The organism is uncultured Methylobacterium sp., from assembly GCF_964244095.1.
Classification (GTDB): Bacteria; Pseudomonadota; Alphaproteobacteria; order Rhizobiales; family Beijerinckiaceae; genus Methylobacterium.
On the sequence record NZ_CAXTHR010000036.1, the window covers coordinates 1 to 23,135 of the forward strand.

Annotated in this window: 17 protein-coding genes, 1 tRNA gene and 2 pseudogenes; 8 read left to right on the forward strand and 12 right to left on the reverse strand. The window is 69.7% G+C overall.

What is annotated here, in order from left to right; genetic code table 11:
• Window positions 1–72 precede the first annotated feature (72 nt).
• Entirely contained in the window at window positions 73–2,358 is a 2,286-nt protein-coding gene (locus ACFE86_RS08190; RefSeq protein ID WP_375454839.1) for an FdhF/YdeP family oxidoreductase, read from the reverse strand.
• Between the two features lie 217 nt (window positions 2,359–2,575).
• Between ACFE86_RS08190 and ACFE86_RS08195 the strand changes: the two genes are divergently transcribed.
• The 3 genes from ACFE86_RS08195 (at window position 2,576) to ACFE86_RS08205 (ending at window position 5,993) form a co-directional block, all read left to right on the forward strand.
• Entirely contained in the window at window positions 2,576–3,970 is a 1,395-nt protein-coding gene (locus ACFE86_RS08195; RefSeq protein WP_375454840.1) for a pentapeptide repeat-containing protein, read from the forward strand.
• A gap of 82 nt (window positions 3,971–4,052) precedes the next feature.
• On the forward strand, window positions 4,053–5,387 hold the full coding sequence (locus ACFE86_RS08200; protein ID WP_375454841.1) for an alpha-amylase family glycosyl hydrolase: 1,335 nt from the start codon (window positions 4,053–4,055) through the stop codon (window positions 5,385–5,387).
• 66 nt (window positions 5,388–5,453) lie between these two features.
• A complete protein-coding gene (locus ACFE86_RS08205; protein WP_375454842.1) occupies window positions 5,454–5,993 on the forward strand; it encodes an SRPBCC family protein in 540 nt (179 codons plus the stop codon).
• Window positions 5,994–6,004: 11 nt separating this feature from the next.
• On the opposite strand, the gene ACFE86_RS08210 is transcribed toward ACFE86_RS08205, so the two are convergent.
• From ACFE86_RS08210 to ACFE86_RS08220, 3 genes and pseudogenes are all read right to left on the reverse strand, one after another.
• A complete protein-coding gene (locus ACFE86_RS08210; protein WP_375454843.1) occupies window positions 6,005–6,481 on the reverse strand; it encodes a MarR family winged helix-turn-helix transcriptional regulator in 477 nt (158 codons plus the stop codon).
• Window positions 6,482–6,819: 338 nt separating this feature from the next.
• Window positions 6,820–7,047: pseudogene (locus tag ACFE86_RS08215) on the reverse strand (L-seryl-tRNA(Sec) selenium transferase); the annotation flags it as partial.
• 70 nt (window positions 7,048–7,117) lie between these two features.
• Window positions 7,118–7,331, reverse strand: a pseudogene (locus ACFE86_RS08220) (L-seryl-tRNA(Sec) selenium transferase); the annotation flags it as partial.
• 609 nt (window positions 7,332–7,940) lie between these two features.
• Here ACFE86_RS08220 and ACFE86_RS08225 point away from each other — a divergent pair.
• Window positions 7,941–8,017: transfer RNA gene (locus ACFE86_RS08225), tRNA-Arg, on the forward strand.
• Here ACFE86_RS08225 and ACFE86_RS08230 read toward each other — a convergent pair.
• The 8 genes from ACFE86_RS08230 to ACFE86_RS08265 all read right to left on the reverse strand — a co-directional run bounded on the left by ACFE86_RS08230 (window position 7,988) and on the right by ACFE86_RS08265 (window position 18,379).
• The gene (locus ACFE86_RS08230; protein WP_375454844.1) at window positions 7,988–9,655 is read right to left on the reverse strand and encodes a recombinase family protein; all 1,668 of its coding nucleotides are present in this window, start codon (window positions 9,653–9,655) and stop codon (window positions 7,988–7,990) included. The two genes, ACFE86_RS08225 and ACFE86_RS08230, sit on opposite strands and share 30 nt — an antisense overlap.
• 116 nt (window positions 9,656–9,771) lie before the next feature.
• Window positions 9,772–10,191, reverse strand: a complete 420-nt coding sequence (locus ACFE86_RS08235) for a hypothetical protein (protein WP_375454845.1) — start codon at window positions 10,189–10,191, stop codon at window positions 9,772–9,774.
• The gene (gene mobF, locus ACFE86_RS08240) at window positions 10,181–12,823 is read right to left on the reverse strand and encodes a MobF family relaxase (protein WP_375454846.1); all 2,643 of its coding nucleotides are present in this window, start codon (window positions 12,821–12,823) and stop codon (window positions 10,181–10,183) included. Before mobF ends, ACFE86_RS08235 begins: the two co-directional genes overlap by 11 nt.
• Window positions 12,824–12,985: 162 nt before the next feature.
• Window positions 12,986–14,515, reverse strand: a complete 1,530-nt coding sequence (locus ACFE86_RS08245; protein ID WP_375454847.1) for a type IV secretory system conjugative DNA transfer family protein — start codon at window positions 14,513–14,515, stop codon at window positions 12,986–12,988.
• A 161-nt stretch (window positions 14,516–14,676) separates the two neighbouring features.
• The gene (locus tag ACFE86_RS08250; RefSeq protein ID WP_375454848.1) at window positions 14,677–15,045 is read right to left on the reverse strand and encodes a hypothetical protein; all 369 of its coding nucleotides are present in this window, start codon (window positions 15,043–15,045) and stop codon (window positions 14,677–14,679) included.
• Window positions 15,046–15,304: 259 nt separating this feature from the next.
• Window positions 15,305–16,228 (reverse strand): hypothetical protein, encoded by a 924-nt coding sequence (locus ACFE86_RS08255; RefSeq protein ID WP_375454849.1) that lies wholly within the window; start codon window positions 16,226–16,228, stop codon window positions 15,305–15,307.
• A gap of 79 nt (window positions 16,229–16,307) precedes the next feature.
• Window positions 16,308–17,879 (reverse strand): hypothetical protein, encoded by a 1,572-nt coding sequence (locus tag ACFE86_RS08260; RefSeq protein ID WP_375454850.1) that lies wholly within the window; start codon window positions 17,877–17,879, stop codon window positions 16,308–16,310.
• Window positions 17,876–18,379 carry a hypothetical protein gene (locus ACFE86_RS08265; protein WP_375454851.1) on the reverse strand — a complete coding sequence of 168 codons (504 nt, stop codon included), beginning with the start codon at window positions 18,377–18,379 and terminating at the stop codon, window positions 17,876–17,878. Before ACFE86_RS08265 ends, ACFE86_RS08260 begins: the two co-directional genes overlap by 4 nt.
• Before the next feature lie 582 nt (window positions 18,380–18,961).
• Here ACFE86_RS08265 and ACFE86_RS08270 point away from each other — a divergent pair.
• From ACFE86_RS08270 to ACFE86_RS08285, 4 genes are all read left to right on the forward strand, one after another.
• Window positions 18,962–20,620, forward strand: a complete 1,659-nt coding sequence (locus ACFE86_RS08270; protein WP_375454852.1) for a ShlB/FhaC/HecB family hemolysin secretion/activation protein — start codon at window positions 18,962–18,964, stop codon at window positions 20,618–20,620.
• Between the two features lie 55 nt (window positions 20,621–20,675).
• Complete coding sequence (locus ACFE86_RS08275; RefSeq protein ID WP_375454853.1) at window positions 20,676–21,677, forward strand: hypothetical protein; 1,002 nt, start codon at window positions 20,676–20,678, stop codon at window positions 21,675–21,677.
• A 285-nt stretch (window positions 21,678–21,962) separates the two neighbouring features.
• Window positions 21,963–22,367, forward strand: a complete 405-nt coding sequence (locus ACFE86_RS08280; protein ID WP_375454854.1) for a CidA/LrgA family protein — start codon at window positions 21,963–21,965, stop codon at window positions 22,365–22,367.
• A 55-nt stretch (window positions 22,368–22,422) separates the two neighbouring features.
• The gene (locus ACFE86_RS08285) at window positions 22,423–23,079 is read left to right on the forward strand and encodes an LrgB family protein (protein ID WP_375454855.1); all 657 of its coding nucleotides are present in this window, start codon (window positions 22,423–22,425) and stop codon (window positions 23,077–23,079) included.
• Window positions 23,080–23,135 lie beyond the last annotated feature (56 nt).

A 23,135-nucleotide genomic window follows, 5' to 3' on the forward strand; every position in this document is an offset into this window, starting at 1 on the left:
AAGAAAATGCGACCACACAAGGAGTTAGAGCGTTTTTCGTGATCCGAAGATCATGGCAAACGCTTTAACGCGTCAGGCAGCCATGATCCGCACCGGCACCGATTTCGCCGCCGGCACCTTGCTGCGTTCGGCATGATGCCAGAGCGGGATCAACGGGTTGCACTCGGGATAGTAGCCGCCGACGCAGCCCTTCGGGATGTCGTAGGCGAGCACGTGGAAGCCGTCCACGCGCCGTACCACCTGATCGCCCGCCGCGCCGACCAGGTTGACGGTCTGCGCGTCGCGCAAGCCGAGACGGGCGATGTCGTCGCGGTTCATGAACAGCACCATGCGGGTGCCCTTCACGCCGCGGAAGCGATCGTCGTAACCGTAGATCGTCGTGTTGAACTGGTCGTTCGAGCGCATGGTGATGAGGCGCATCACATCCGGGTCGGCCTGCTCGGTGTCCGGATCGGCCGAGAGCCCGCGCGGTGTGACGAAGTTCGCCTTGCCCGTGTCGGTCTTCCAGGTCCGGTCGGCGGCCGGAATAGGTCTGCGGAAGCCGCCGGGCGTCCACATCCGGGCGTTGAAGTCCTTGAACTGGTCCGGATACGTCGCCTCGATCGCGTCGCGCACGCTGGCATAGTCGCTGCCCCAGCGGTCCCAGTCGATCCGCGGGTTCACGGGCAGGGCCGCCTTGGCGATCTCGGAAACGATGCGCGGCTCCGACAGGAGGTGCGGGCTTGCCGGTTCCGCGTAGCCCTTCGAGCCGTGGATGCAGGCGGTGGAATCCTCCATCGTCACCGCCTGCCGGCCGCCGACCTGCGTATCGATCTCGATCCGTCCGAGGCAGGGGAGGATGTAGGCGATCTCGCCGTGGATCAGGTGGTTGCGGTTGAGCTTGGTCGAGATCTGGACGGTCAGCCGCAGCTTTTGCCACGCCGCCTCCATCATCGCCGTCTCCGGCACGGCGCGGATGAAGTTGCCGCCGAGCGCCACGAACGCCTTCACCGATCCGTCGAGGATGCCCTCGCACGCCTCCACCGTGTTCAGGCCGGTCTCCATCGGCGGATCGAAGCCGTAGAGTTCCCTCAGCTTGTCGTTCGGGACGAGGCCCGGCTTCTCGGTGATGCCGACGGTGCGCTGGCCCTGCACGTTGGAGTGGCCCCGCACCGGGCAGATGCCGGCGCCGCGCCGGCCGATGTTGCCGCGCAGGAGCAGCAGGTTGGCGAGCATCTGCACGGTCTCGACACCCATGCGGTGCTGGGTCAGCCCCATCCCATAGACGCCGATCGTCGCCTTCGCGGTCGCGTAGGTCGCCGCCGCCTGCTCCATCGCGGCGCGCGGCAGGCCGGAATACCGCTCCAGCTCCGGCCAGGTCTTCTCGTGCACCGAGGCCGCGAACGTCTCGAAGCCGTGGGTGTGCTCCGCGATGAAGGCGGTGTCGATCACCCGCTCGGCGCCGCTCGCCTGCGCCGCGTCGTCGAGGGCCAGCAGCGCCTTGCAGATGCCGTAGATGGCGCCGAGGTCGCCGCCAGCCTTCACCTGATGGTACTGCGACGAGATCCGGGTCTCGGACTTCGTCAGCATCTCGATCGGGTTCTGCGGGTTGGTGAACCGCTCCAGCCCCCGTTCGCGGAACGGGTTGAAGGTGATGATCGGCACCCCGCGCTTGCTCGCGTCCTGCAGCGGATGCAGCATCCGCGGCGCGTTCGAGCCCGGGTTCTGGCCGAAGAAGAAGATGCAGTCGGTGTGCTCGAACGCCTCCAGCAGGACGGTGCCGACCGGCGAGCCGATGCTTTCGGGCAGCGCCACCGAGGTCGATTCGTGGCACATGTTCGAGGAATCGGGCAGGTTGTTGTTGCCGTAGAGCCGCGCCATCAGCCCGTACATGTACGAGGCTTCCAGCGAGGCGCGCCCGGAGGCGTAGAACACCGTCTCCTTCGGCGCGACCGCCTTCAGTTCCGCGCCGATCTCCCGGAACGCGTCCGCCCAGGACACCGGCAGGTACCTGTCGCTCCGCGCGTCCCAGCGCAGCGGCTCGGTGAGGCGGCCGAGTTCCTCGAGGTCGTAGTCGCGCCAGCCCGCAAGCTCGCTCACCGTGTGCGCGGCGAAGAACGCCGCACCGATGCGCTTGCGCGTCACCTCCCAGGCGGTCGCCTTCGCGCCGTTCTCGCAATACTCGAACAAGGCCGGCTTGCCGGGCTTGGCCCAGGCGCAGCTCACGCACATGAAGCCGCCGGGCTTGTTCTGGTGGCGCAGCATGAGTCCGCCGGTGGCGGGGATCTGCTCGCGCAACAGGATCTCGGTCAGCGACTTCGCCGAGCCCCAGCCGCCGGCAGGGCCTTCGTAGGGATCGAGATTCACCGTATCCGTCATCCCTGAAGCTCCCGGCATCGTGATCATCCGCCGGGAAGAAGTCCCGGCCTGTGACGAGAACCCGTGGCGGCCGGGATGGGTCCAGGGCCGCCGTGCCGTCGACGCCGCGCGCGGGGGCGGCGCGGGGGCGCCCGGTATGCTACGGCTGCGGCGAGCCTCCGCCGACAACCTTGCCGGACAGCCTTCCCGGACAGCCTTGCCAGAAAGCCTAGCCCGATTGTCCGACCGGAACGCGATCCCGGCCTCCCATGCGTCCGACGCGACGCATGATCCCCGCACCGCAGCCGTGCTGGCCCGGATCGCGGCCGCGCGGGGTGCGCCCTTCGGCATCGGCGAGCACGGCCTCGACCTCGTGCGCCTGCGCGCCGGCGGCGGGGCTCTGTCCGAAAGCCTGGATCCCGCGGCGGGCGCGCCCGCGTGGTGGGACCCGTCCTGCCGCGGCCTGAACCTCGCCGACGCGGTGCTCGACCGCGCCCGCCTGGAGGAGGCCGACCTCTCCGGGGCGAACCTGCGCCGCGCGAACCTCACGGGCGCCGTCGGCCGTTCGGCCGCCTTCGCCGGCGCGATCCTGGAGGAAGCCGAGTTGGCCGAGGCCGATCTCAGCGGTGCCGATTTCCGCGGGATCGTCGCCGGACAGGCGAGCTTTCGCGACGCGATGCTGGAGGATGCCCGCTTCGGCGAGGCGTCGTTGCGCTTCGCGCACTTCCCCAGGGCGCTCCTCGACGGCGCGGACTTCTCCGGCGCCGACCTCTGGGGGGCCGACTTCACGGGCGCGGACGCCGACTACACCAGCTTCAGGCGCGCCCGCCTCGACGAGGCGAACCTCTCCGACGTCAACCTGACGCACGCGGATTTCGAGGGCGCCACCCTCACCAAGGCCCGCCTCGTCGGCTCGCGGCTGCGCGGGGCGAGCCTGGTGGGGGTGAAGCTCGACGGCGCCGACCTCTCCGGCGCGGACCTCTCGGACACCAGCCTCGTCCGGCTCAACCTCGCCACGTGCAAGCTGCACCACGCGCGCTTCGCGGGCGCATGGCTCAACGGCACGCGGATGCGGATCGAGCAGCTCGGCGGCATGGTCGGCGAGGAGGCGGCCGGCGATTACGCGGGCGCGCAGGCGAGCTACCTCGCCCTGGAGCAGAACCTGAAGAGCATCGGCAGCCACGACGAGGCGAGCTGGGCGTACAAGCGCGGCCGCCGCATGGGCCGGTTCGAGGCCGGCGCGAAGGCGCGCGCCGCCTGGACGGCGCGGGACGGCCGGGCGTTCCTGCGCCACGGCTACCGCTGGACCTCGGACCGCTTCGTCGAGTGGCTGTGCGATTACGGCGAGAGCCTGTCGCGGATCGCCCGCGCCTTCCTTATCCTGATCGTCGCCTTCGCCGGGCTGCTGGGGCTCGCGGGCGGCCTGATCCCGGACGGCACCGCCGAACCGACCCGCAACGCCCTCGACTGGCTGAGCTACAGCGCGCTGAACATGATGACGGCCAACCCCCCGGAGATCGGCGTGAAGCCGATCGGCCGCTTCACCAACCTGCTCGTCGGGATCGAGGGCGCCGCCGGCATCATCCTGATGGGGCTGTACGGCTTCGTCCTCGGCAACCGCCTGCGGCGCTGAGTGTCCGCGACGCCGTCCGTCGCGGGGGCCTCCGACCCAACGGCGCCCAGACGCCGCGAACCGGCGAGGGACACCCGCGAGCATGCCTGACTGGATTCGGGACACGGTGTGGTGGCAGGTCTATCCGCTCGGCTTCGTCGGGGCGGAAGCCAGGCTCCGGCGCGGCGGCGCGGTCGTCCACCGGCTCGATCGCCTCGCGGCATGGCTCGACTATGCCGCCGACCTCGGCGCGACCGGCCTCGCGCTCGGGCCGGTCTTCGCGTCCTCGACCCACGGCTACGACACCATCGATCATCTGCGCATCGATCCGCGGCTCGGCGACGCGGCGGATTTCGACCGACTGATCGCCGCCGCCCGCGCCCGCGGGCTGCGCGTGCTCCTCGACGGGGTGTTCAACCATGTCGGGCGCGCCTTCCCCGCCTTCCGCGCGGTGCTGGAAGAGGGGCCGCGCGCGGCCACCGCATCCTGGTTCCGGCTGTCCTGGCCGGAGGGCACCAACCCCGGCGACGAGCCGGACTACGCCTGCTTCGAGGGCCATCGGGCGCTCGTCACGCTGAATCACGCCAACCCCGCGGTCGCCGATCATGTCGTCCGGGTGATGGACCACTGGCTCGCCCGCGGCGCCGACGGCTGGCGGCTCGATGCGGCCTACGCCGTCCCGGCCTCGTTCTGGGCACGCGTGCTGCCGCAGGTCCGCGCCGCGCACCCCGACGCCTACATCGTCGGCGAGGTGATCCACGGCGATTATGCCGGCATCGTCGCCGGGACCGGCATGGACGCGGTGACGCAGTACGAGCTGTGGAAGGCGATCTGGAGCGCCCTCAACGACCGCAACTTGTTCGAACTGGTCCACGCCCTGGAGCGCCACGACGGCTTCCTCGACGCCTTCGTGCCGCTGACCTTTGTGGGCAACCACGACGTCACGCGGATCGCGAGCCGGCTCGCCGACATCCGCCACCTGCCGCATGCGCTCGCGGTGCTGTTCACCTGCGGCGGCACGCCCTCGATCTACGCCGGCGACGAGCAGGGGTTTCGCGGCATCAAGGCGGAACGGGCCGGCGGCGACGATGCGATCCGCCCGGCCTTCCCCGCGACGCCCTCCGACCTCGCCCCCGACGGCTGGCCGATCTTCCGCCTGCACCAAGACCTCATCGCCCTACGCCGCCGCCATCCGTGGCTGCACGCGGCGCGGACGCGCAGCCTCCACCTCGCCAACACCGCGCTGACGCTGGAAGCGCACCGCGACGGGCATCGCCTGTTGCTTGCCCTCAACCTGTCCGAGGACGTCTCCGAACAGCCCGCGCCGGGCGCGTGGCGCACGGAGGCGGGCGAGGCGGAGCTGATCGATGCCGGGAACCTCCACGCCCGCATCCGGCTCGGCCCCCACGGCTGGGCGATCCTGTCGACGGAGCCATGATCGCGGCCGGCGGCCGCCCTATCTGATCGACGATTCCGGGTGCACCGGGCAGCCTCGGGGACGATCATGCAGACGGTGCCGCCTTCGATCCGGATGCCCGGTCCCCCGTCACACCGCCTCGTCCGCCGCCGCCTCGCCGCGGCGGCGCTGGGCCTCGCCCTGGCCGCGCGATCCGGCACCGCTCCGGCCCTCGAAGTGACGCGCGCCCGCGTCGTCGCCGCTCCGCCCGCGGCCGTTTGGTCGCTGATCGGGGGCTTCTGCGACATCGCACGCTGGCACCCGCAGGTGGCAGGCTGCACGCTGTCCAGGGAGGACGGCGCACCGGTCCGCGCCCTCGTCGCGGCGGGCGGGCTCGGCACGATCCTCGAGATCGAGACCGCCCGCGACGAGGCCGGCCTGCGCTACGCCTACAGGCTGATCTCCGGGCCGCTGCCGGTGAAGGGCTACGCGGCGGTCCTCGCGGTGACGCCGATCGGCCGCGGTGCCATGGTCACCTGGACCGCGACCTTCGAGGCCGACGGCATGAGCGATGCCGAGGCGGTCGCCGACATCGCCGGCGTCTACGAGGCCGGGCTTGCCGGGATCGCGCGGGAGGTCGCGCCCTGACCGAGGGGCGATCAGTCCTTCGACAGGCTGTCGATCAGGTGGTTGAGGTCGCTGCGCATCGCCTGGACCTCCGGCTCGGTCAGATCGAGCTGGCACATCACGCTCTGGCGCACCTGCGCCGCGTCCGCGCGCAACGCCGATCCCTTCGGGGTCAGCCCGATCTCGACCTCGCGCTCGTCGCTGCGCCGCCGGTTCCGCCTCAGAATCCCCGCACCCTCCAGGCGCTTGAGCACCGGCGTCAGCGTTCCGGAATCCAGGCGCAGCCGCCGCCCGATCTCGGAGACGGTGACGCCGTCGGTCTCCCACAGGACGAGCAGCACAAGGTATTGCGGATAGGTCAGCCCGATCCGCTCCAGGAACGGACGATAGGATTTCGTCATGCGGTGGGCAGCCGCGTAAAGCGCGTAGCAGAGCTGGTTGTCGAGCAGCAGCGGATCGCGCGACTGATCCATCACCGGGTCCGACGTCTCCCGCTTCACGTCCGCCATGCCCGTCATCTCAGCCGTCGAATTGTCCCGAGCGGAACCACGTCGCGGCCGCCCGCTGCCCCGGCCGTCCCGCATAGCACGATATGGGACCGAGGTGCGCGGTCGCGACGCGGAATTCCCCCGCGGACCGCGTTACATCGGGGCGCGGCTCCATCCCGTGTCTTGTCACCGGACGCCCGCATGGCAGGTGCGGGCCAGGACCCGGTGGACCGGCGATGGGTGGAGAACGCTCAGGATCGTAGCGCGTCGAGGCCGGCGAGCAGGCCCGCTTCGTCCTCGAGGGTGCGCAGGTCCAGCCGCAGGGTGCCCTCCGCGATCCGGCCGACCACCGGCACGGGAAGGGCGCGGAGATCCGCCGCGAAGCGCCTGGGCCACGCGCCCGCTCCGCGGCGATTGCCGTTGCCCGTGGGCGGCGCCAGGACGAGGCAGGCGCTCGGCAGGGTCTCGACCGGCCGCGCGCCCGAGCCGATCTGGCTGCAGCACGCAGCGACCGCGACCGCGGCCCGCCCGGCGAGGCGCGCGGCGATGGCGTCGGCCGGCCGCGTCAGGGGCCGCAGGCTCGGCAGGCGGGAGCAGACGCCCGGGGTGCAGGTAGAGCCGCAGCGGCGCCTTCAGCGCCGCGCAGGTCATCTTGTCGACCCGGAGCGCCCACTTCAGGGGACTCTTGCGGATCTTGCCCAGCAGCCCGGCCGGCGACGATTCCGCACGGGACCGCGCCGAGCAACGTGTCGCCGCTGCAGGTGACGAGGTCGGCATGCGCGAGCGCCGCCCGCACGCCCGGCTCGGGCGGCAGCCCGTGGGCGGCAAGATCGATCGGGGTGCCGCTGCCGCGATCGAGCGCCAGCGGCACCCCGCGCGCGCGGCACAGGGCACCGAACTCGTCCTCCGGCGCCTACGCCGTGAACCCGCGGATCTCGTCGTTGCTCGGGTGCACCCGCATCACTAGAGCGCACTCCGACGAAGTGGATGCCGGTTCGTCGCGAAAGTGCGCGTTAAAACAAGGGCCTAGAGCCGTGACCCGACCCAACGTGGTCGGGCACGGCTCTAGGCCGGTGCGGGCACCGAGCGCCTCGTTCGCAGTCGCGCAGATGCGTGAGGTTGGCGTTGCACGCGTTTGGCGTTGCGCGACGCCGTGCGTCCGAACGCGTCGGGCAAGCGCCACCGCGTCGGCATGCGCGAGCAGGCGCTCGACGGGGGGCGGTCGCGGATGAGGCGACTGTGCAGGCGGCTGGATGACGATCGCGGTCCGGCTCATGCCACTCGAAGATAGCAGGTCGGCGCGCCCCATCCAGTGCGGAAAATCCGCCGACCGGCGGTGATGCGCCGGACGGCCGGCAGGTTTGCCGCCCGGCGAACCGAAGCGGCCGCGCCCCCCTCGGAGCCACTTGCCAAGCCCGGACCGAGCCTCTAGACACCCCCTCGCGACCGAACGGACCTCCACCGCCGAATGGTCCGCAAGGCGCCCGTAGCTCAGCTGGATAGAGCACCAGACTACGAATCTGGGGGTCAGAGGTTCGAATCCTTTCGGGCGCGCCACTTCCGTACAGAACTGCGAACACCTAGCTCGGCTGAAGTGCCGCCGCTGACGATGGCGGCTTCGAGGTTGGCCTTGTCCCCTATGATGCGGATGACGTCGTAGTCGACCTCGACCCGGTCTACGATCGCTTGCAGCCAAGCCTTGCGGAACGGGATCTCGCCCGTTGTCACGTTCTCGCGCATCAGCGCCCCGAACCGCTCGACCAGATCCGGGGCGATGGCCGCCGCGGGACACTCGGCGACTTGGACACGATCCAGCGCCGCCTTGGCGCGGTCGCGCTCCAGCTTCAACGCCGACAGCCGCTCTCTTAGGATGTCGTCGAGTTCGGTGACGCCCTCCTCGACCATCGCGTAGAGCCGCTTGAGCTTGTCTTCCGCCGCTGTGACCTCAGCGCGAAGAGCGGAGACTCGGCCGTCGACTTCGGCCGCCCGTTCGGATCGCAGAGCCCACAGGGAAGCCAGCGTCGCGCGCAGACGGTCGGGCTGCAGCAACTCGGCCACGAGGTGGTCCGTCACCAGGGTGTCGAGCTTGCCCATCGGGATCGAGCGGCCGGTGCAACCTGTTTTACCCTTTCGGTTGTGCTCCGAACAGGAATAGTACGTGTACACCCGTCCCGACTTCGAGGTGCCGGTGCGCATCGTCATCGCTCCCTCGCAGGTCGCACAGGTGGCCAAGCCGGTGAGCAGGATCGGCCCGGTCACGACCCGGGCCGGCGTCGTGCGCGGGTTATGAGCCTTGAGCGTCGCGGCCACCGCGTCGAACTCGGTCCGGTCGATGATGGCCGGCACGTCGATCGTGATGTGCTCGGCCTTTGGCTTCTCGATCAGCGTCTTCGAGCAGCGTCGGTTGAACACCCACTCGCCGAAGTAGACGGTGTTGGTCAGGATGCCGTGGATGGTGGCGACCCCGAAGCGGGCGCCCGCCCTGGTGCGATGGCCGCGCTCGTTGAGCCAGCAGGTCAGCGCCTTGACGCCGAGCGGTCCCGAGGTTCCGTCGCCCAACCGATAGAGCCGAAAGATCAGCCGCACGGTCTCGGCCTCGACCGGATCGACCACAAGGCGCTTCTTGACCCGGTTGCCGCGCTTCTCGACCTCTTCGAGCCCGTAGCCGAGCGGCAGCGTGGCGCCGTTGTAGAAGCCCTGCCGGGCGTTCTCCTTCATCGCCCTGAGCACGTGCTTGGCGTTCTCGCGGCTCTGGTACTCGTCGAACATCCCGATGAGCTGGCGCATCATCACTTGGCCGGGATCGTCGCCAAGCTCCTGCGTGATTGAGACCAGGCGCACGCCGACTTTTTCGAGCTTGCGAACATACATCTCCAGGCCGAAGCCATCGCGGAAGAACCGGCTGAAGCTATGCACCACGATGACGTCGACGGGGTGATCGCCATCCCCGGCACGCTCGATCATCCGCTGGAACTCGGGGCGAACGTCGTCCATCGCCGAGGCGCCCGGCTCGACGTACTCGGCCACGAGCAGCCAGCCCTTGGCGGCACAGAAGGCGGCGATCTGCTTCCTCTGATCGGGGATCGAGAGATCGCTCTCCGCCTGGCGGCCGGTCGAGACGCGCAGGTAGGCGGCCGCGCGCATCGGTCCTTCGACACGGGGCACCAGCTTGGCCTTGCGGACCTGCATGTTCATGACGGGTTCCTCACGCTCACAGGAGATCGACGATACGGCAGATCGCTGAGCGATTCACGTCACTGCGGATCGACTCCACAGCTTCCCGCATGATCCCACCTTCGGACCTGTCGCGGTCACGATATCAACTCGCGCATCAGGCCATCGAGCATCGCGCCGAGATACGTCTCCAGTACGTCGATCTCCGCGTGACTGACCGGGACCGGACGCGGCAGATCGTCGATGACGCGGACGATGTCCGCAACCGGATCGCGCCGATGCTTTTCACGACAAAGCCGAGGGTCCGGTGGCGCACTTGCCACTATCCTACAGGCGCGGGTCTTCGGCGCTTTATTCCGAAGTTCGGCTGGTGTCCTGGTCCGCGTCTGCTCCGCGCCGGTGCAAGAGCGCTTGTCGTCGCCAGCTTGTCGTGACGCGCAGCCGGTATCGGCCACCGGTCGCGGCCCGGCGGGCAGCGGATCAGGCTGGAGGACCTCGACCGCCCGGGCCGCGTCCGTTTTCGCCTTCGGTCGCGCCCGCGCGCGCTCAGCGGGCATGGTCGCGCTGCTGGCTTCGATCGCGACCTCGACGCGCCGCCGAGGTGCCGGGGCTCGGTCCGGCCTCGGCGGCGGAAGGCGACTCCGGTTCGGGGAAGGGCAACGTCGTCGTCTTGATCCGGACCCGCGACCAGGCGGCGACGAGGCCGCGCTGTCGTTCCTCGTCGCCGATGGGAGCTTCGGATCCCGCCTCCGCCTGCAGTACGCGCAGCCGTGCCTCGACGGCGGCACGGTCGACCACCAGCATGGCTGCCCCACGCGAGCGGCTCATGCCGACATAGAGGTCGCGCCGGTCGAGGTCGGCATCGGCCAGCAGCGTGCAGGTCTCGCTGGTCAACCCTTGTGAGGAAAATATACTGATTGCATAGTCGTGGGCCAAGCGAGCGCGACCGTGGCGGTCGCGCAGCTCCCGGGTGTGGAAGCTCACACGCTCGCCGTCGATCCGGCCGGTGACGACGGCGTGGCCGGGTTCGGCCGCCTGCACGGCCTCGACCGTGACGGAGGTGCCGTTGATGACCCCGCGCCCGATCGCGTCGACGCGCCGTCCGATGCGCAGGCGGTCGCCGACTGCTATGGAGAGCGGCATCGGTTTCCCCGAAGGCGTGACCGCGGCCACGACGATGTCCGGACCGGTCAGGTCGCCCCGGGCACGCAGGCGTCCGCGGATCTCGGCATTGAGACCGGCGAGGCGGGCGTGGGTCCGCGCGAGGAGGAGGTGATCCTGACCAGGCGCCGCAGCGCAGTTGGCGAACCAGAGATCGACGGCAGTCCGGACCGCGGCCGCGGCATCGCGGCATTCGACGAGGCCAGCGCCGGCCCGAAGTTCGGCGAGGGCCGCCTCGATGTCGGCGGCGGCCAGCCGTTCGACGGCGCGGCGGAGCCCCGGATCGCGCTGGCGCAGAACCGCGTCGAGCCGGGCGCCGTCGTCGAGGCGGCCGACGAGGTCGAGGCCGGACCCAGCGGTGATCGGCGCGAGTTGCGCACGATCGCCGACCAGGACGAGCTTGGGCGCGTCGGAGCCGGAGCGGGCCCGCCCGACGGCTTCGAGCAGCGCATGGGTCGCCCGGACCCCGAGCAAGCCGGCCTCGTCGACGATCAGGACGGTGCGTCCATCGAGGAAACGGCCACCCTTGCGATCCACCGCAAGCCAAGCGTCGATCGCTCTTGCTTCGATGCCGAGGTCGTCCTGCAGCATCTTGGCGGTGCGCCAGGCGGGCGCGGCGGCGATGACGCGATAGCCCTCGGATCGCATCTGCTCGATCAGCGGAGCGAGGGTCCGGGTCTTGCCCGTCCCGGCGCGGCCTTCGAGGAAGGCCAGGGCCCGACCGTCGCCGAGGGCCACGGCGACCGCGGCCTGATCTTCGGTCAGGGCAGCCGCCTCGCAGCGCGCGACCAGCGCCGCCCGGTCGATCCCGCGCCAATTTGCGTCGGCGAGGTCGTGAGCGGACGCGAGCGTCTGCCGTTCGATGCCGATCATCTCCGGCGTCGAGTAGATCGGCCCATCGCCACCCGGCCGTTCGAGCGCGACCACGTGCCCGTCGGCGATCATCGCGGCGGCACGAGTGCTGATGAGGCTCGGGTCGGCGTCGGTCCCGACATGGGCGACGGCGACGGCCCGCAGAAGCTCGCGTCGACTGAAGGTGGCCTCGTGCTCGGTCAGCTCTCGCGGGATACCCACGAGGCGTCGCGCGAACGGCTCGGCCGGTTGCGGACCGTCGGTCCGATCCCGGCGCAGCGCGTCGATGAGTTGCCCGGGGTCGACGCCGAGGCCGCGCGCCCGCGCCTGCCAATCGGCGAACCGATCGGGTTCGCCGCCATCGATCTTCGTCCGGCGGGTGGAGAGGGCGGCCGCCGCGGCGACCTCAGGGGCTTCGGCAGTGGACAAGCCCGCCTCGGCGAGGGTGGCGACGATGCGTTCGCGCCGGGCCGAGAAGTATTGACAGAGATCCCGATCGACGCCGATCTCGAAGATGCCGTTTGGGCCGACCTCCGAGATCGTGAAGCCAAGCTTTATGAGGTTATGAGCCAGATGGGCATGATAGACACTCCCGCAGAGCATCTTGGCTCGGCCGATGCGCGTGTCGATAGTCCCGACCGTACCATCCGCGCGCTCTGCAATATTGAATATAACGCAATGCGAATGAATATTGCAGTCGGCGAATACTTGATCGTCGCTGTGCTTTTCCGGCCGGGATGTGTCATGGCTGAACACGGCGGCCGTCATCCCGACCGGCTCGCGGATGTGGCCGCCCTTGCCGCGCCGGGCGACGATGTCCTCGGCCTGCAGCATGTCGAGGGTGGCCCGGACGGCGTCGCGGTGGGCGTCGAGGATCGCCTGCCGCAGCGTCGGGTCGTCGGTCAGCGCATAGGCGACGGACGCGCCCTTCATTGTAGATAGGGTCAGATCGAGTGCTTCGACGGTCCGACCTGTGGTGGTCAGGAGCGGGCGCCCGTCGACGTCGAGGCCAGCATGCAGGCGTTCGAAGGTCGTTGCCGCGACCGCCGCCCCGTCGACGACGCCGAGCTTGCTCTTCGGCGCGTACCAGGTCGCAGCGAGATCGATCTCGCCACCGTGATAGTAGCGCCGGATGTAGTAGGCGGCCTGCGTGCCGATCTGGAGTGAGGCGACCATGGCCTGCGATCTCGTTGTGAGATGTGCAGGATCGATCGGGCGCGCGGGGAGCCTCGTTCGGATCTCGGCGGTTAAGGCGGCTGACGGCACGGAGCGTCGAAGAAAGCGAAAGGGACCGCTCCGGGGGGCGGTCCCTTCTTGCGATCGCGGTGTAGGTGTGACCTATCCGTCGAGGCGCGGCCAGCGGTGGAGGGGCCAATCGAGGATCGCGACGTCGCTCTCGCCGAGGATCGCGGCGCGGATGAAGGGCCGCCCCCAGAGATCGTGGCGCAGACCGAGCTGCCCGCTGATCTCCTCTGGGGAAAGGGCGTCGATCTTGTCGTCGTGCGTCTTGCCGGTCTTCACCTCGTCGTAGTCGAGCCAGGAGACCGTCCGCTTGCCGACCTGCTCCGCGATCGCCGTGGCGCTCGCGCCGACCGCGGCCCGGCAGATCACCCGCAATCCAAGGTTGTCCTGCAAGGCCGTCGCGCCTGCCTCTCCGAGAAGTTGCACGAGCTGGCTCGGAGCCTGATAGGTCACCACCGTCCGGATCCCTCGCGAGCGTCCCGTTGCAACCAACTCGCCGACAGTTTCCGCGCTTCCTTTGCCGATGCGCGGAAGCTCATCAAGGAAAATCCAAACCTTGTGATCGACGTTGTCCTCCAAGCTTGGCCCGAGTACCTCCGCACCCAGTAGGCGCACGATCATTCCGGCGAAGGCGCTCGACTGTTCGCGGTAGCGCAGGTCGAGCTGGACGACGATCGGCGCCGTGCTGTCGTGGCCGGCGACCCAGTCGGCGATCGAGACCCGCTCGTTCGTGCGTGCCTCGGCTTGTGCAAGTTCGCCGACGAGGCCAGCGGTGTGAGCGAGGAGGTTCATGACCAGCGAAAGGGCAGCCGCACTCGGCTCCTCCTCGCGACCTTCGAGCAGGGCGGCCACCTCCGGCATCTTGGTGCGCACGATCGTCTGGAGGGTCGGCACCGGCTGCGCCAGCAGGTGCTGGAGATGCCGCCAGCCCCACGCTGTTCCAAGGCGCCGGGCGAGGTACAGGATCAGCGCTGCCAGGATGAGGCGGGATCCGGCCGACCACACGGGATCGCGCGATTCCGGGATGAAGGCCGAGGCCAGTTCCAGAGCGTCGCACCGGGTCCGGACGTCCCGCCCGATGGCCCAGACGGCGCCATCGCCCGGCCGAAGGCTGAGAACCCGAGGTCCGAAACGCCGCAGGCGCCGGGGCAGGTCTCCCTTGACGTCGAGGAGAAAGAGCCGGTCGCCCCTATCGAGGGCCTGACGGGCGAGACCCTCGAGGATCACGGATTTGCCGCCGCCCGGTCGCCCGAGGAGGCCGATGCCCTCGCCCTCGACATGGAGCGGCATCCTGAGGCCGGGTGCGATCATGATGCCGGTCCCGTCGTCACGGGCCCTCCAGCACTCGCGCAGGTGGGCGATCGCTGCACCCCCACGGCGGGGCTCGCGTCCCGAGACATGCTGGGCCGCGATCGCGCGCGGGGTGGCGCCGTAGACGCGGCGGTAGACGGCGCGCGTCGCTACCACCGTGACCAAGCCACAGGCGGCCAGCCGGGCCAGGATCGGCGTCGTCGCGTCCATTGCGGAGATGGAAAGGGCGAACCGCCGGACGGCATCGATCGGCCCGAAATTGAAGGCGACGACATCGCCGAGCGTCCTGCGCAGAAGATCGATGTCGAGGATCACGGGCTGGTCGGCATCGACCGACCAGCCCGTGGCGGGGGCGAGCACGAAGGCGATGCCGGCGGCGAGCGCCAGCACCGCGCCCCCGGCCGGGACGGCAAAGCCGAGCGCCGGGATGGCGGAAGCGGTCGGGGTCAAGGGGTGGGTTTTCCAGGTCATGGCGATCACCGTGCGATCTTGAGAAGCGGGCGGGGCGGGATGGCGATCTGCGCTCCGCGGCGCAGAGGGCGTACGGCCGGAACGTCGGGATTGGTGGCGATGAGGTCGGCCGACGGTCGGCCGAGGGCGGCGGCGGCCCGTTCCAGGGTCAGACCGTCGGCGCGAGCGGTGTAGACGCAGTCGCCGGTCCAGCGGTCGAGGCGCGGGCAGGCTGCGGGGCGGGTGATCCATTCCGCTTCCTGGAGCAGTCCCCTGGCGGGGAGCGCCGCAGCCGCGAGCAGGACGGCGACCGCTCCGCCGCGCAGGAGCGCCGCCACGGTCACGACCGGGAGCGGCCGGACGGACCGCCAATGGGCCAGCCGGGCGCGGAGCATGTCGACAAGCCCGCCGACCGGAGCTGTCGCCCTTACGGAAGCGCCAGGGGGCAACGGAAGGACGAGATGGTCGAGATCGCGATGGGCACGGATCAGCGCAACGACACCCTGCGGACCGAGGCGGTCCCAAATGCGTGCCGGCATCCTCGACAGCGTAGCGAGATCACGGCCGGCGAGGTCGCGGACCAGGGCGGCCCGGGCCTGCTCGGCACGGCGCCGGCGATGGTGGAGACGCTCCCGTGTCTCCGGCGGCAGACGATCAGGCGCCCGCATCGCCGACCTCCCCGCCACAAGTCTCGGCCAGGAGCGGGGTCAGGGCCGTCCAGACGACGTCGATCCAGGCCGCAACGTCGCCCTGGAGGGCGGCGGTCATGGCTCGGCCTTCGCCGATCTGCCGACCGAGCGCGCGCTCGTCGGACTCGATCACGTCGCGGAAGGTCAGGCCGTGCTCCTCGAAGGCCGCCCATGCGCCGGCGGCCATCGCCGGGATGACGACCTGCCGACGCCCAGTCAGCAGCGGCACGACGCGCTCTCGCCAGATCCGACCGGCCTGCGACGCCTCGCGGAAGCTGAAGGGCCCGTCGCGTTCGTTGAGTACCGGCACGATCTCGGCGCCGGGGTGGATCGCAGTGAGGATCTCGGCAAGATCGGCGCTCTGGGTCATCGCGGAGACCTCCGCGGTGAACAGCAGCAGAGCGATCGGGCTGACGCCGTGGCCGGCGAGGTAGGCGTCGAAACGGGACTTCGCCAGAAAGCTCAGGAATGCCCGGGCGTTCTGGGCGGCGCCGACGTCGACGAACAGGTCAGCGCCGTCGTCGAGGCAGCGCTCGACTGCCTCCTCCAGCGGCGCGAAGGTCTTGATCGCCGCCAAGGGGTCGGCGCGCATCTCCTCCGCGCCGGGCGGGTGGACGACCTGCGCGAGGCCGGGGTAGAGGTCGGGCAAGACGGTGCCGCGATCGATCTGCACGATCCGGACCGGGCGCCCGAGGGTCACGACCAGGTCGAGCAGGGCGCGCGCGGTGAAGGTCTTGCCCAGGCCCCCCTTCGGACCCATCGTGTAGTAGACGCGCAGCTTGCGTCGGCTCTGCGCCGCCCGGCGCACCCGCCGCGGCGCGGTCGGCTTGATCGGACTGGTGCCGCCGTCGGGCGGCTCGGGCGTTAGGGTCGCGGTAGGGGTGTTCATCGGGTCCCGTTTCCTGTGCCGTGGATGACGGGATCAGGAAACGGTCTTCGCGAAGTGGCCCTCGTTCCGATCTTGCCGGTTAAGGCCGACGGCTCGCTTGGCGTGCGAATATTTTTTGCGGGGGGTATGCGAGCTTCAAAGTCGACCAGGCGGTGCGTAGAGACGGACCGTGCCGGACAGGCCGATCACCCGACGGCCCGTCTCCCGCGCCAGCCGACGTTTCGATCTCCGCCGCGACGTCCTCGACGAGCGCGTCGAAAGCAACGCTTCTCGCGGGGCGCGCCGACACCGCCATCAAAGGTGTCTCGACGAGCGTGATCGGCACGCAGGCAACGTCGAGGGGAAGCCAGCGCCGCGGTTGCGCCGATCCCGTCGCGCGAGGTCTGACGTCGGTCCAGTAGAAGACCCCGTCGTCGAGATCCGCTTTCGCGAGGCGGTAACGACACTGGAGCGCGCCGCAGACGTCGCGCACGAACCAATCGCAGGCTGCGCGCAGATCGTCGGGCGGATCCAGGTCGAGAACCTTGTCGGTGTAGGTCAGGAACGCCGCCTCATAGGCGCGCAACAACAAGACGGTGTCTCGGGCGGCCATCACGTTCTCGATCAGGCGTCTGGCCGCCGTCGTCGGCTGGTCGAAGTCTTCCTCGATCGCCGCGTCCTCTTCCCGAGCACTTCTTGCTTGAGCAGTCAGATCCGAGATGCGTCGTGTGACGGAAATGCCGCAGAACAGGTCCACGGCGTGCAGATCGTCGGTCTCGGCAACGATCTGACGGGCCGTCTCCAACGCCTCGGTGAAGACGTCGCGCAGCTGTTTTGCGAGGCTCGGCCGTCCATCGTTGCGCCGTCCTGCACCGACTTGCCGACCGAGGAACAGGAACGGGGCGTCGCGCGGCAGGACGAGATCGGCGACGTCCAGGGCTAATCGCGCGAGGGGGGCGGGCGCCAAGTAAGTGGCGGCTGTGTTGCCGCGCTGGTGATCGGTGCGCTTGTCCCAGATCCGAAACGCGGTCTTCAGATTCCCGACGGCCCGTGCCGCACCGGCCGCGATGCGGGCTTGGTCCGCAGCATCGAGACCCTGCTTCAAGGCGCCCAGATCGCCCCGGCCGGGCGCGCCCGGATCGGAGAACAGTTCCCGCAGGCGGATCAGGTCGGACACCGGAAGGCCGAAGATCGCCACGCCGTCGATGGGATCGCAAGCCCGCCCCCCGGCGTGGAGCCTGCCGAGCATGCGAGCGTCCTCGGGCGGGCGATCGGTCAGCGTCGCGATCGCCTGACGCGGCATCCCGATGCTCTCGACGCGACCGCTGACCAGAGCGACGGGGACGGCGACGGCCGGACCACTCGGCGCCTCGTCCAAGAGCGCCGAAATCGCCTCCGGAGACAGCCGTCGCAGACCGCGGACGCGCCGGTTGGGTTGAAAACTCCGCGCCAGCGCCTCAAGCTCGGTGACCAGCGAGATCAGGCGGGGTGAGTGTGGCCACCGGCGGCAGGTGTCGATGTAGGAGAGGACGGCCCGCTCGACGGACTTGGCCGGCGGTTCGAACCGCTCGATGGTCGAATTGGCGAACTCGTCGGTGACCGCCTCCCGAAGTTCTCCGAGAAGCCGAAGATGACGCGGGGTCGCCGCGACGATCGAACGGATCGCCCTCACTCGTCGAACTCGCGCATGATCGCCGCGCGCGCCGCGCGCGCTTCCGTCAGGCGCCGCATGACGCGATCACGACCGGCCTCCGTCAAGGCAATGGACGGCGATGCAGGCTGCGCCGCGGGGATCGTCGGTTGCGCCGCTGCCGCAGCGGCACGCAGCGGCGATGCCGCGAGGACGGTGCCGCTCGGCGGGCGGGACGCCTTTGCCGAACCGGTGTCGACGGCCGACGACCGAGCATAGACGGTGCGCAGCTGCTTGGCCGACATCGGCTGTCCCCGCCTGTGGCGCGCCCCGGCTGCGGTCAGGGCTCGGGCGATCTGCGGCCAAGTTCGACCGGTAGCCAGCACGGCGTCGAAGGCGGACTTGTGCCGTCGCAGGACGCGCTCCAGCGGAACCTGATCTTCTCCGGTGCCGAGATCGGTTACGAAACCTGCCAGTGTTGTCCGCCAGTCGGGTCGATCACCCACATCCGTCACGGCCAGGCTCCATCCGCCGAGATCCACGCGCGGCATCCGGGCCGATGGCACGATCCATTCCCTTGCTGGGCAACCGCATCTAACTCAGCGCGCCACGAAAGGCAACAAAGCGCAATGTTGCTAAATGTTGTAAAAAGTTTCTTCCACACCTGTGCACCTGCGATGCGGAGATTTCCGCTGCCCGCCTTGCGGACGCCCACATCGGTGGCCCGGCAACGGGTCAGGAGAGGCGCACGATCTGGATACCGATGTCCGACACCCGTCTCGGAGGACGGTTTTGCGGCATCTGATGCCGAAAAGCCTCTTCAGGCTGCGAAGTCGGCGCGCGTCCCTTGTACGCAAAAAGTTCCGGTGGCGCGCACAATCGGTATTGCTAACAGAAAAACCTGGGTGCCGGGTGCGACGAAAGGGCGAAGCGTGTCGAGGACGTTTGAGCCTGCTTTCCGGCACGGATCGCTCGCGACCCTTCTGCGCGGTGTCCGGCCAGCCGCAGGCCGGTGTCTGTGTCTGCTCGCCGGCCTCTGCGCTGGTCCGGCGTTTGCACAGACGGCGTCTCAGATCACGCCGCCCTCGTTCAGCCCGCCCGTGCAGGGCCGGGGCGGGGGGCTGGTGATCCCCGAGGGCCAGGGCCCGGAGGCGCCCGCCGGTGCCGACAGGCTGACTGTGCGCGTGCGCCGCGTCGCGGTCGAGGGCGGCCTGCCCGCGCTGGCCGGGACCACCGCCGCCCTCCAGGCGCGTCTGTCGGGCCGCACGGTCACGGCGGCCGAGATCTTCGCCGCCGCGCGTGAGCTGGAGCAGGCCTACGCGGCGCAAGGCTACGCGCTGGTGCGCGTCGTCCTGCCGGCGCAGCAGTTGCGCGACGGGGCCGACGTCCGCCTCACGGTCGTCGACGGCGTCATCGAGCGCGTCGACGTCTCCGCGTTGCCGGCCGAGATCCGCGATCGCGTCGCGGCCATGCTCGGCCCCGTCGTGGGCGAGCGCGGCCTGCGACTGAGCCTGCTCGAACGCAAGCTGCTGCTCGCCGGCGACACGCCGGGCACGGTGCTGCGCTCGACGCTGGCGCCCGGCACCGCTCCCGGCGCCAGCGTGCTGGTGGTCGAGGCCCGCTACAAGGCGGTGACCGGCTTCACCGGCGTCGACAACACCCTGGCTCAGGCGCTCGGCACCTACACCGCGAGCTTCGGGCTCGACATGAACTCGCCCTCGGGCCACGGCGAGACCCTGTACCTGCGCAGCTTCGGCCTGCCGCTGACCGGCGGCAGCGCCGCCTTCCTCGGACCCGAGCCGAGGAACCGGGCGCTCGCCGCCGGCCTGATCCTGCCGCTCGGCTTCGACGGGATGACCCTGACCCTCGAGGCCACCGACGCGCGCACCGCCGCCCGCGCGGCGGCCGGCACGATCGGGTTCGGGTCGGACTTCTCGCGCTACTCCGCCCGCCTGCGCTACCCGCTGATCCGCTCGCGCGATTTCACGCTCAACGCGGAAGCGGCCTTCGACGCGCAGGAGGAGCGGGTCGACATCCGCGTGCCGGTTGCGACGCCGTTCTCCCTCGATCGCCTGCGCATCGCTCGCGGCGCGACGGATGTCCTGTGGTTCCTACCCACCGAGGGCGTGCTGAGCGGGCGGCTCACCAGCTCGTTCGGCATCGACGGGCTCGGCGCGCGCGAGCCACCGCTGGCGGGCTCAGATCGCGTTCCGCTGTCGCGCCAGGGTGCGCGGCCGGAATTCCAGAAGCTCGATGCCAGCCTGACGCTGACTCAGCCGTTGGCCGAGCACTTGACGCTCGCCGTTCTCGCCCGCGGCCAGACCTCATTCAACCAAGCGCTGCCCCGCTCCGAACAGATCGGGCTCGCGACGCTCACCGGCCTGTCCACCTTCGACGCCGGCCTGTTCCAGGGCGACGAAGGATTTGTTACCCGCGGCGAGCTCCAGTTCCCCTTCGTGGTACCGCTCACGCTGCCGTTCGGTCTGCCCGCGGTCCCGGCCCAGCAGGGCACGGGCCTGCCGCCCGCCGACGAGACGCCGGGTGCCTTCGCGGTCAGCCCCTACGGATTCGGGGCATTCGGGCTGGTCCGCCAGCAGAATCCAACGGCGCTGGAGCGCGCCATGATGCGCGGCGCAGCCTACGGGGCCGGCCTGCGCATCGCGGCGGCGCCCGCTTCGAGCTTCAGCAACGCCGCGGTGACGGTCGAGTACGGCCGGGCCGAGCGCTCCGACCGCCTACCCGCCGACAACCGCCTGACCTTCACGGTCGCACTCCAGTTCTGACATCAAGCCTGGACGGCTGCGGTTAGCCGATGCGGTCCATCGCTTGCAGGACACGATGCCGGCAGCGCATCACATCGCGGCGCCCGCAGTATGCGAAGCCGCCAGCAAGGGCCGCACGCGTATGGACCAACAGCTGGCATCGAAGGGGCAGATCGAGGATCCGGCCTCGTTCCTCCACCCATCCGAGAGCGCGGAGGCGATCCTCGCTCATCGTCGGTTTCCGGCGGCTCGTACGGCCTACATCGCCGGGATCATGAGCCTGTACGAGAACAATCCGTTCCTGTCCCGTCTGATCTGCGAGGCGGGCCGGTCGGTCGTGTTCTTCGTCATCCTTTGCCTGCATGCCGGGTCGGATGACGACGATCCCGAAACCTGGCTGACGATCGGTCTGCTTCGTCGAACGGTGGCGACCTACGGGATCACGAGCCAGCGTCGCATCGACGAACTCATCGGCCGCCTCGTCGAGACGCGCTACCTCGCCATCCGGACGCCGTCCTCGGACCGGCGGCTGCGCATCCTCGCGCCGACCGAGAGGATGCTCGCCCACGACCGGGACTGGCTCGCGGTCCATTATCGGCCGCTCGACATCCTGCATCCCGATCCTGGCTACGGTCCGGCGCTCGACGGCGACCCCGCCTTTCAGAGGGCGCATCGCAGGATCAGCATCCAGATGTCCGCCTATGCGACGTCTCTGATGGCGCAGAACCAAGTTGCGATGATGTTCCTGATCCGGGAGGCCGGCATACCGATTCTCATGAAGCTGATCCAGGGCCTGGAGGGGCGAGAGGGCGAGGCGTGGCAGCCCGTCTCCTTCACCGATCTCGGCGACCGTTTCGGGGTTTCCCGCACGCATGTGCGCAATCTTCTCAGGGACGTTGCGGAGATGGGGCTCGCCGCGATCTCGGGTCACGAGATTCTGCTTCGGCCGCCCCTGCTCGCGGCCCACGACCGCTTCGTCGCCGACGGCATGGTCGGACACATCCTGACCTTTCGGATGGCGATGGAGAGCCTTGGCCGCGCTTTCGGCATGAGGCGGCAGGCATTGCCTCTCGCGTAGGCAAATCATTGAAATACAAATCGAACTTGCACAGAAATTATCGGGTCTGCGTAAAAATTTCCGTTCAAACCGATAGAGTAATCCCGTAACGTAAATCTATATAGGCGGTCCTCGCGGCCGGCTTTACGGCCGCGACTGCCTCGTTCCGGACGACGATGCTCACTACACCGCCAACCTCGCAGGCCGTCTTCGCAAGCCTCGGCCGGCCGGCCGGCAACAAGGATGGGCCGCTGCACCGCGTTGTGCATCTGCCCCTGACCCTCTGACACGAACCGGTGGTGCGATATGCTTGAGGCGATCGTGCGCGTCTTCGGTTGGCTGGCCGCCGGCGAAATCCTGACCCGAGCGGCCGGTCTGCCAATCCCTGCGCCCGCGATCGGGCTCATCCTGCTCTATGCCGACCTTCTCTGGCACCGCCGCCTGCCCGAGACGCTCGGTGCGCTCGCCGACCGGTTGCTCGGGCTTCTCGGAATGCTGTTCGTGCCCGCCGGTGTCGGCGTCATCGCCTATGCGGACATTCTGGAGGCCGAGTGGCTGCCGGTTGCCGCCGCCGTCGTCGGCGGGACTTTGGTGACCTTCCTCGCCACGGCCGTGGCGGCGAACCTGTTCGCGACAAGGCTGCGCCGCGACCCCCAGCCAGCGGCGCAAGCCGAGCCACGAACCCGGGGAACCGCCGATGTCTCCACCTGATCCGCATCCCTGGACCACCCTCACGGAGCAGCCAACCCTTGAGGTGGGGTTAACGGTGGCGGCGTTTCTCGCGGCCGTGCGCCTCGCGCGGCTCGGCGGCAACCATCCGGTCCTGAACCCGACGCTGTTGGCGATCCTGATCGTCGTCGGGCTGATCAAAGCAGCCGGCATCTCCTACGCCACCTATCTGCGCGGGGCGGGCTTCGTCGCCTTCCTGCTCGGACCGGCCGTCGTGCTCCTCGCCGTGCCGCTCTATCGGCACACGCAGCTCATCCGCGCCTCCGGTCCGCTGATCCTGGTCGCGCTCGCAGTCGGAGTGCCGGCGGGCCTCCTGAGTGGCGTTGGCATCGCTTGGTGCCTCGGGGCGAGCCCGCGCACGCTCTTGTCGCTCGCCCCAAAATCCGTCACCACCGGCATTGCCGTCGGCATCTCGGAGGCCATCGGCGGCGTGCCGGCGCTGACCGCCGTGCTGGTGATCCTCAGCGGCGTGGTCGGGGCGGTCCTCGGGCCCTGGACCGCCCGGCTGCTACGCTTGCGCGACGATCGTGTGACGGGGCTGGCCATCGGCATCTCGTCGAACGGTATCGGCATGGCGCGCGCCCTGCAGATCAGCGAGGTAGCCGGCGCCTTCGCCAGTCTCGGCCTGAGTCTGAACGGCATCGTCACCGCCCTGCTGGTTCCCGTGCTCCTCCACCTGCTGGTCCGCACCTGACGCCGGGCGGGGCGAGCGCGGCGAATGCGGCTGGGGGGAACGGCGAGGCCTTCGGC

Bases quoted from the DNA above. Each gene is read 5' to 3' on its own strand.
- ACFE86_RS08190 (WP_375454839.1), bottom strand. From the start codon at position 2,358: ATGACGGATACGGTGAATCTCGATCCCTACGAAGGCCCTGCCGGCGGC.
- ACFE86_RS08200 (WP_375454841.1), top strand. From the start codon at position 4,053: ATGCCTGACTGGATTCGGGACACGGTGTGGTGGCAGGTCTATCCGCTC.
- ACFE86_RS08205 (WP_375454842.1), top strand. From the start codon at position 5,454: ATGCAGACGGTGCCGCCTTCGATCCGGATGCCCGGTCCCCCGTCACAC.
- ACFE86_RS08210 (WP_375454843.1), bottom strand. From the start codon at position 6,481: ATGGCGGACGTGAAGCGGGAGACGTCGGACCCGGTGATGGATCAGTCG.
- ACFE86_RS08230 (WP_375454844.1), bottom strand. From the start codon at position 9,655: ATGAACATGCAGGTCCGCAAGGCCAAGCTGGTGCCCCGTGTCGAAGGA.
- ACFE86_RS08235 (WP_375454845.1), bottom strand. From the start codon at position 10,191: ATGCCCGCTGAGCGCGCGCGGGCGCGACCGAAGGCGAAAACGGACGCG.
- mobF (WP_375454846.1), bottom strand. From the start codon at position 12,823: ATGGTCGCCTCACTCCAGATCGGCACGCAGGCCGCCTACTACATCCGG.
- ACFE86_RS08250 (WP_375454848.1), bottom strand. From the start codon at position 15,045: ATGCTCCGCGCCCGGCTGGCCCATTGGCGGTCCGTCCGGCCGCTCCCG.
- ACFE86_RS08255 (WP_375454849.1), bottom strand. From the start codon at position 16,228: ATGAACACCCCTACCGCGACCCTAACGCCCGAGCCGCCCGACGGCGGC.
- ACFE86_RS08275 (WP_375454853.1), top strand. From the start codon at position 20,676: ATGCCGGCAGCGCATCACATCGCGGCGCCCGCAGTATGCGAAGCCGCC.
- ACFE86_RS08280 (WP_375454854.1), top strand. From the start codon at position 21,963: ATGCTTGAGGCGATCGTGCGCGTCTTCGGTTGGCTGGCCGCCGGCGAA.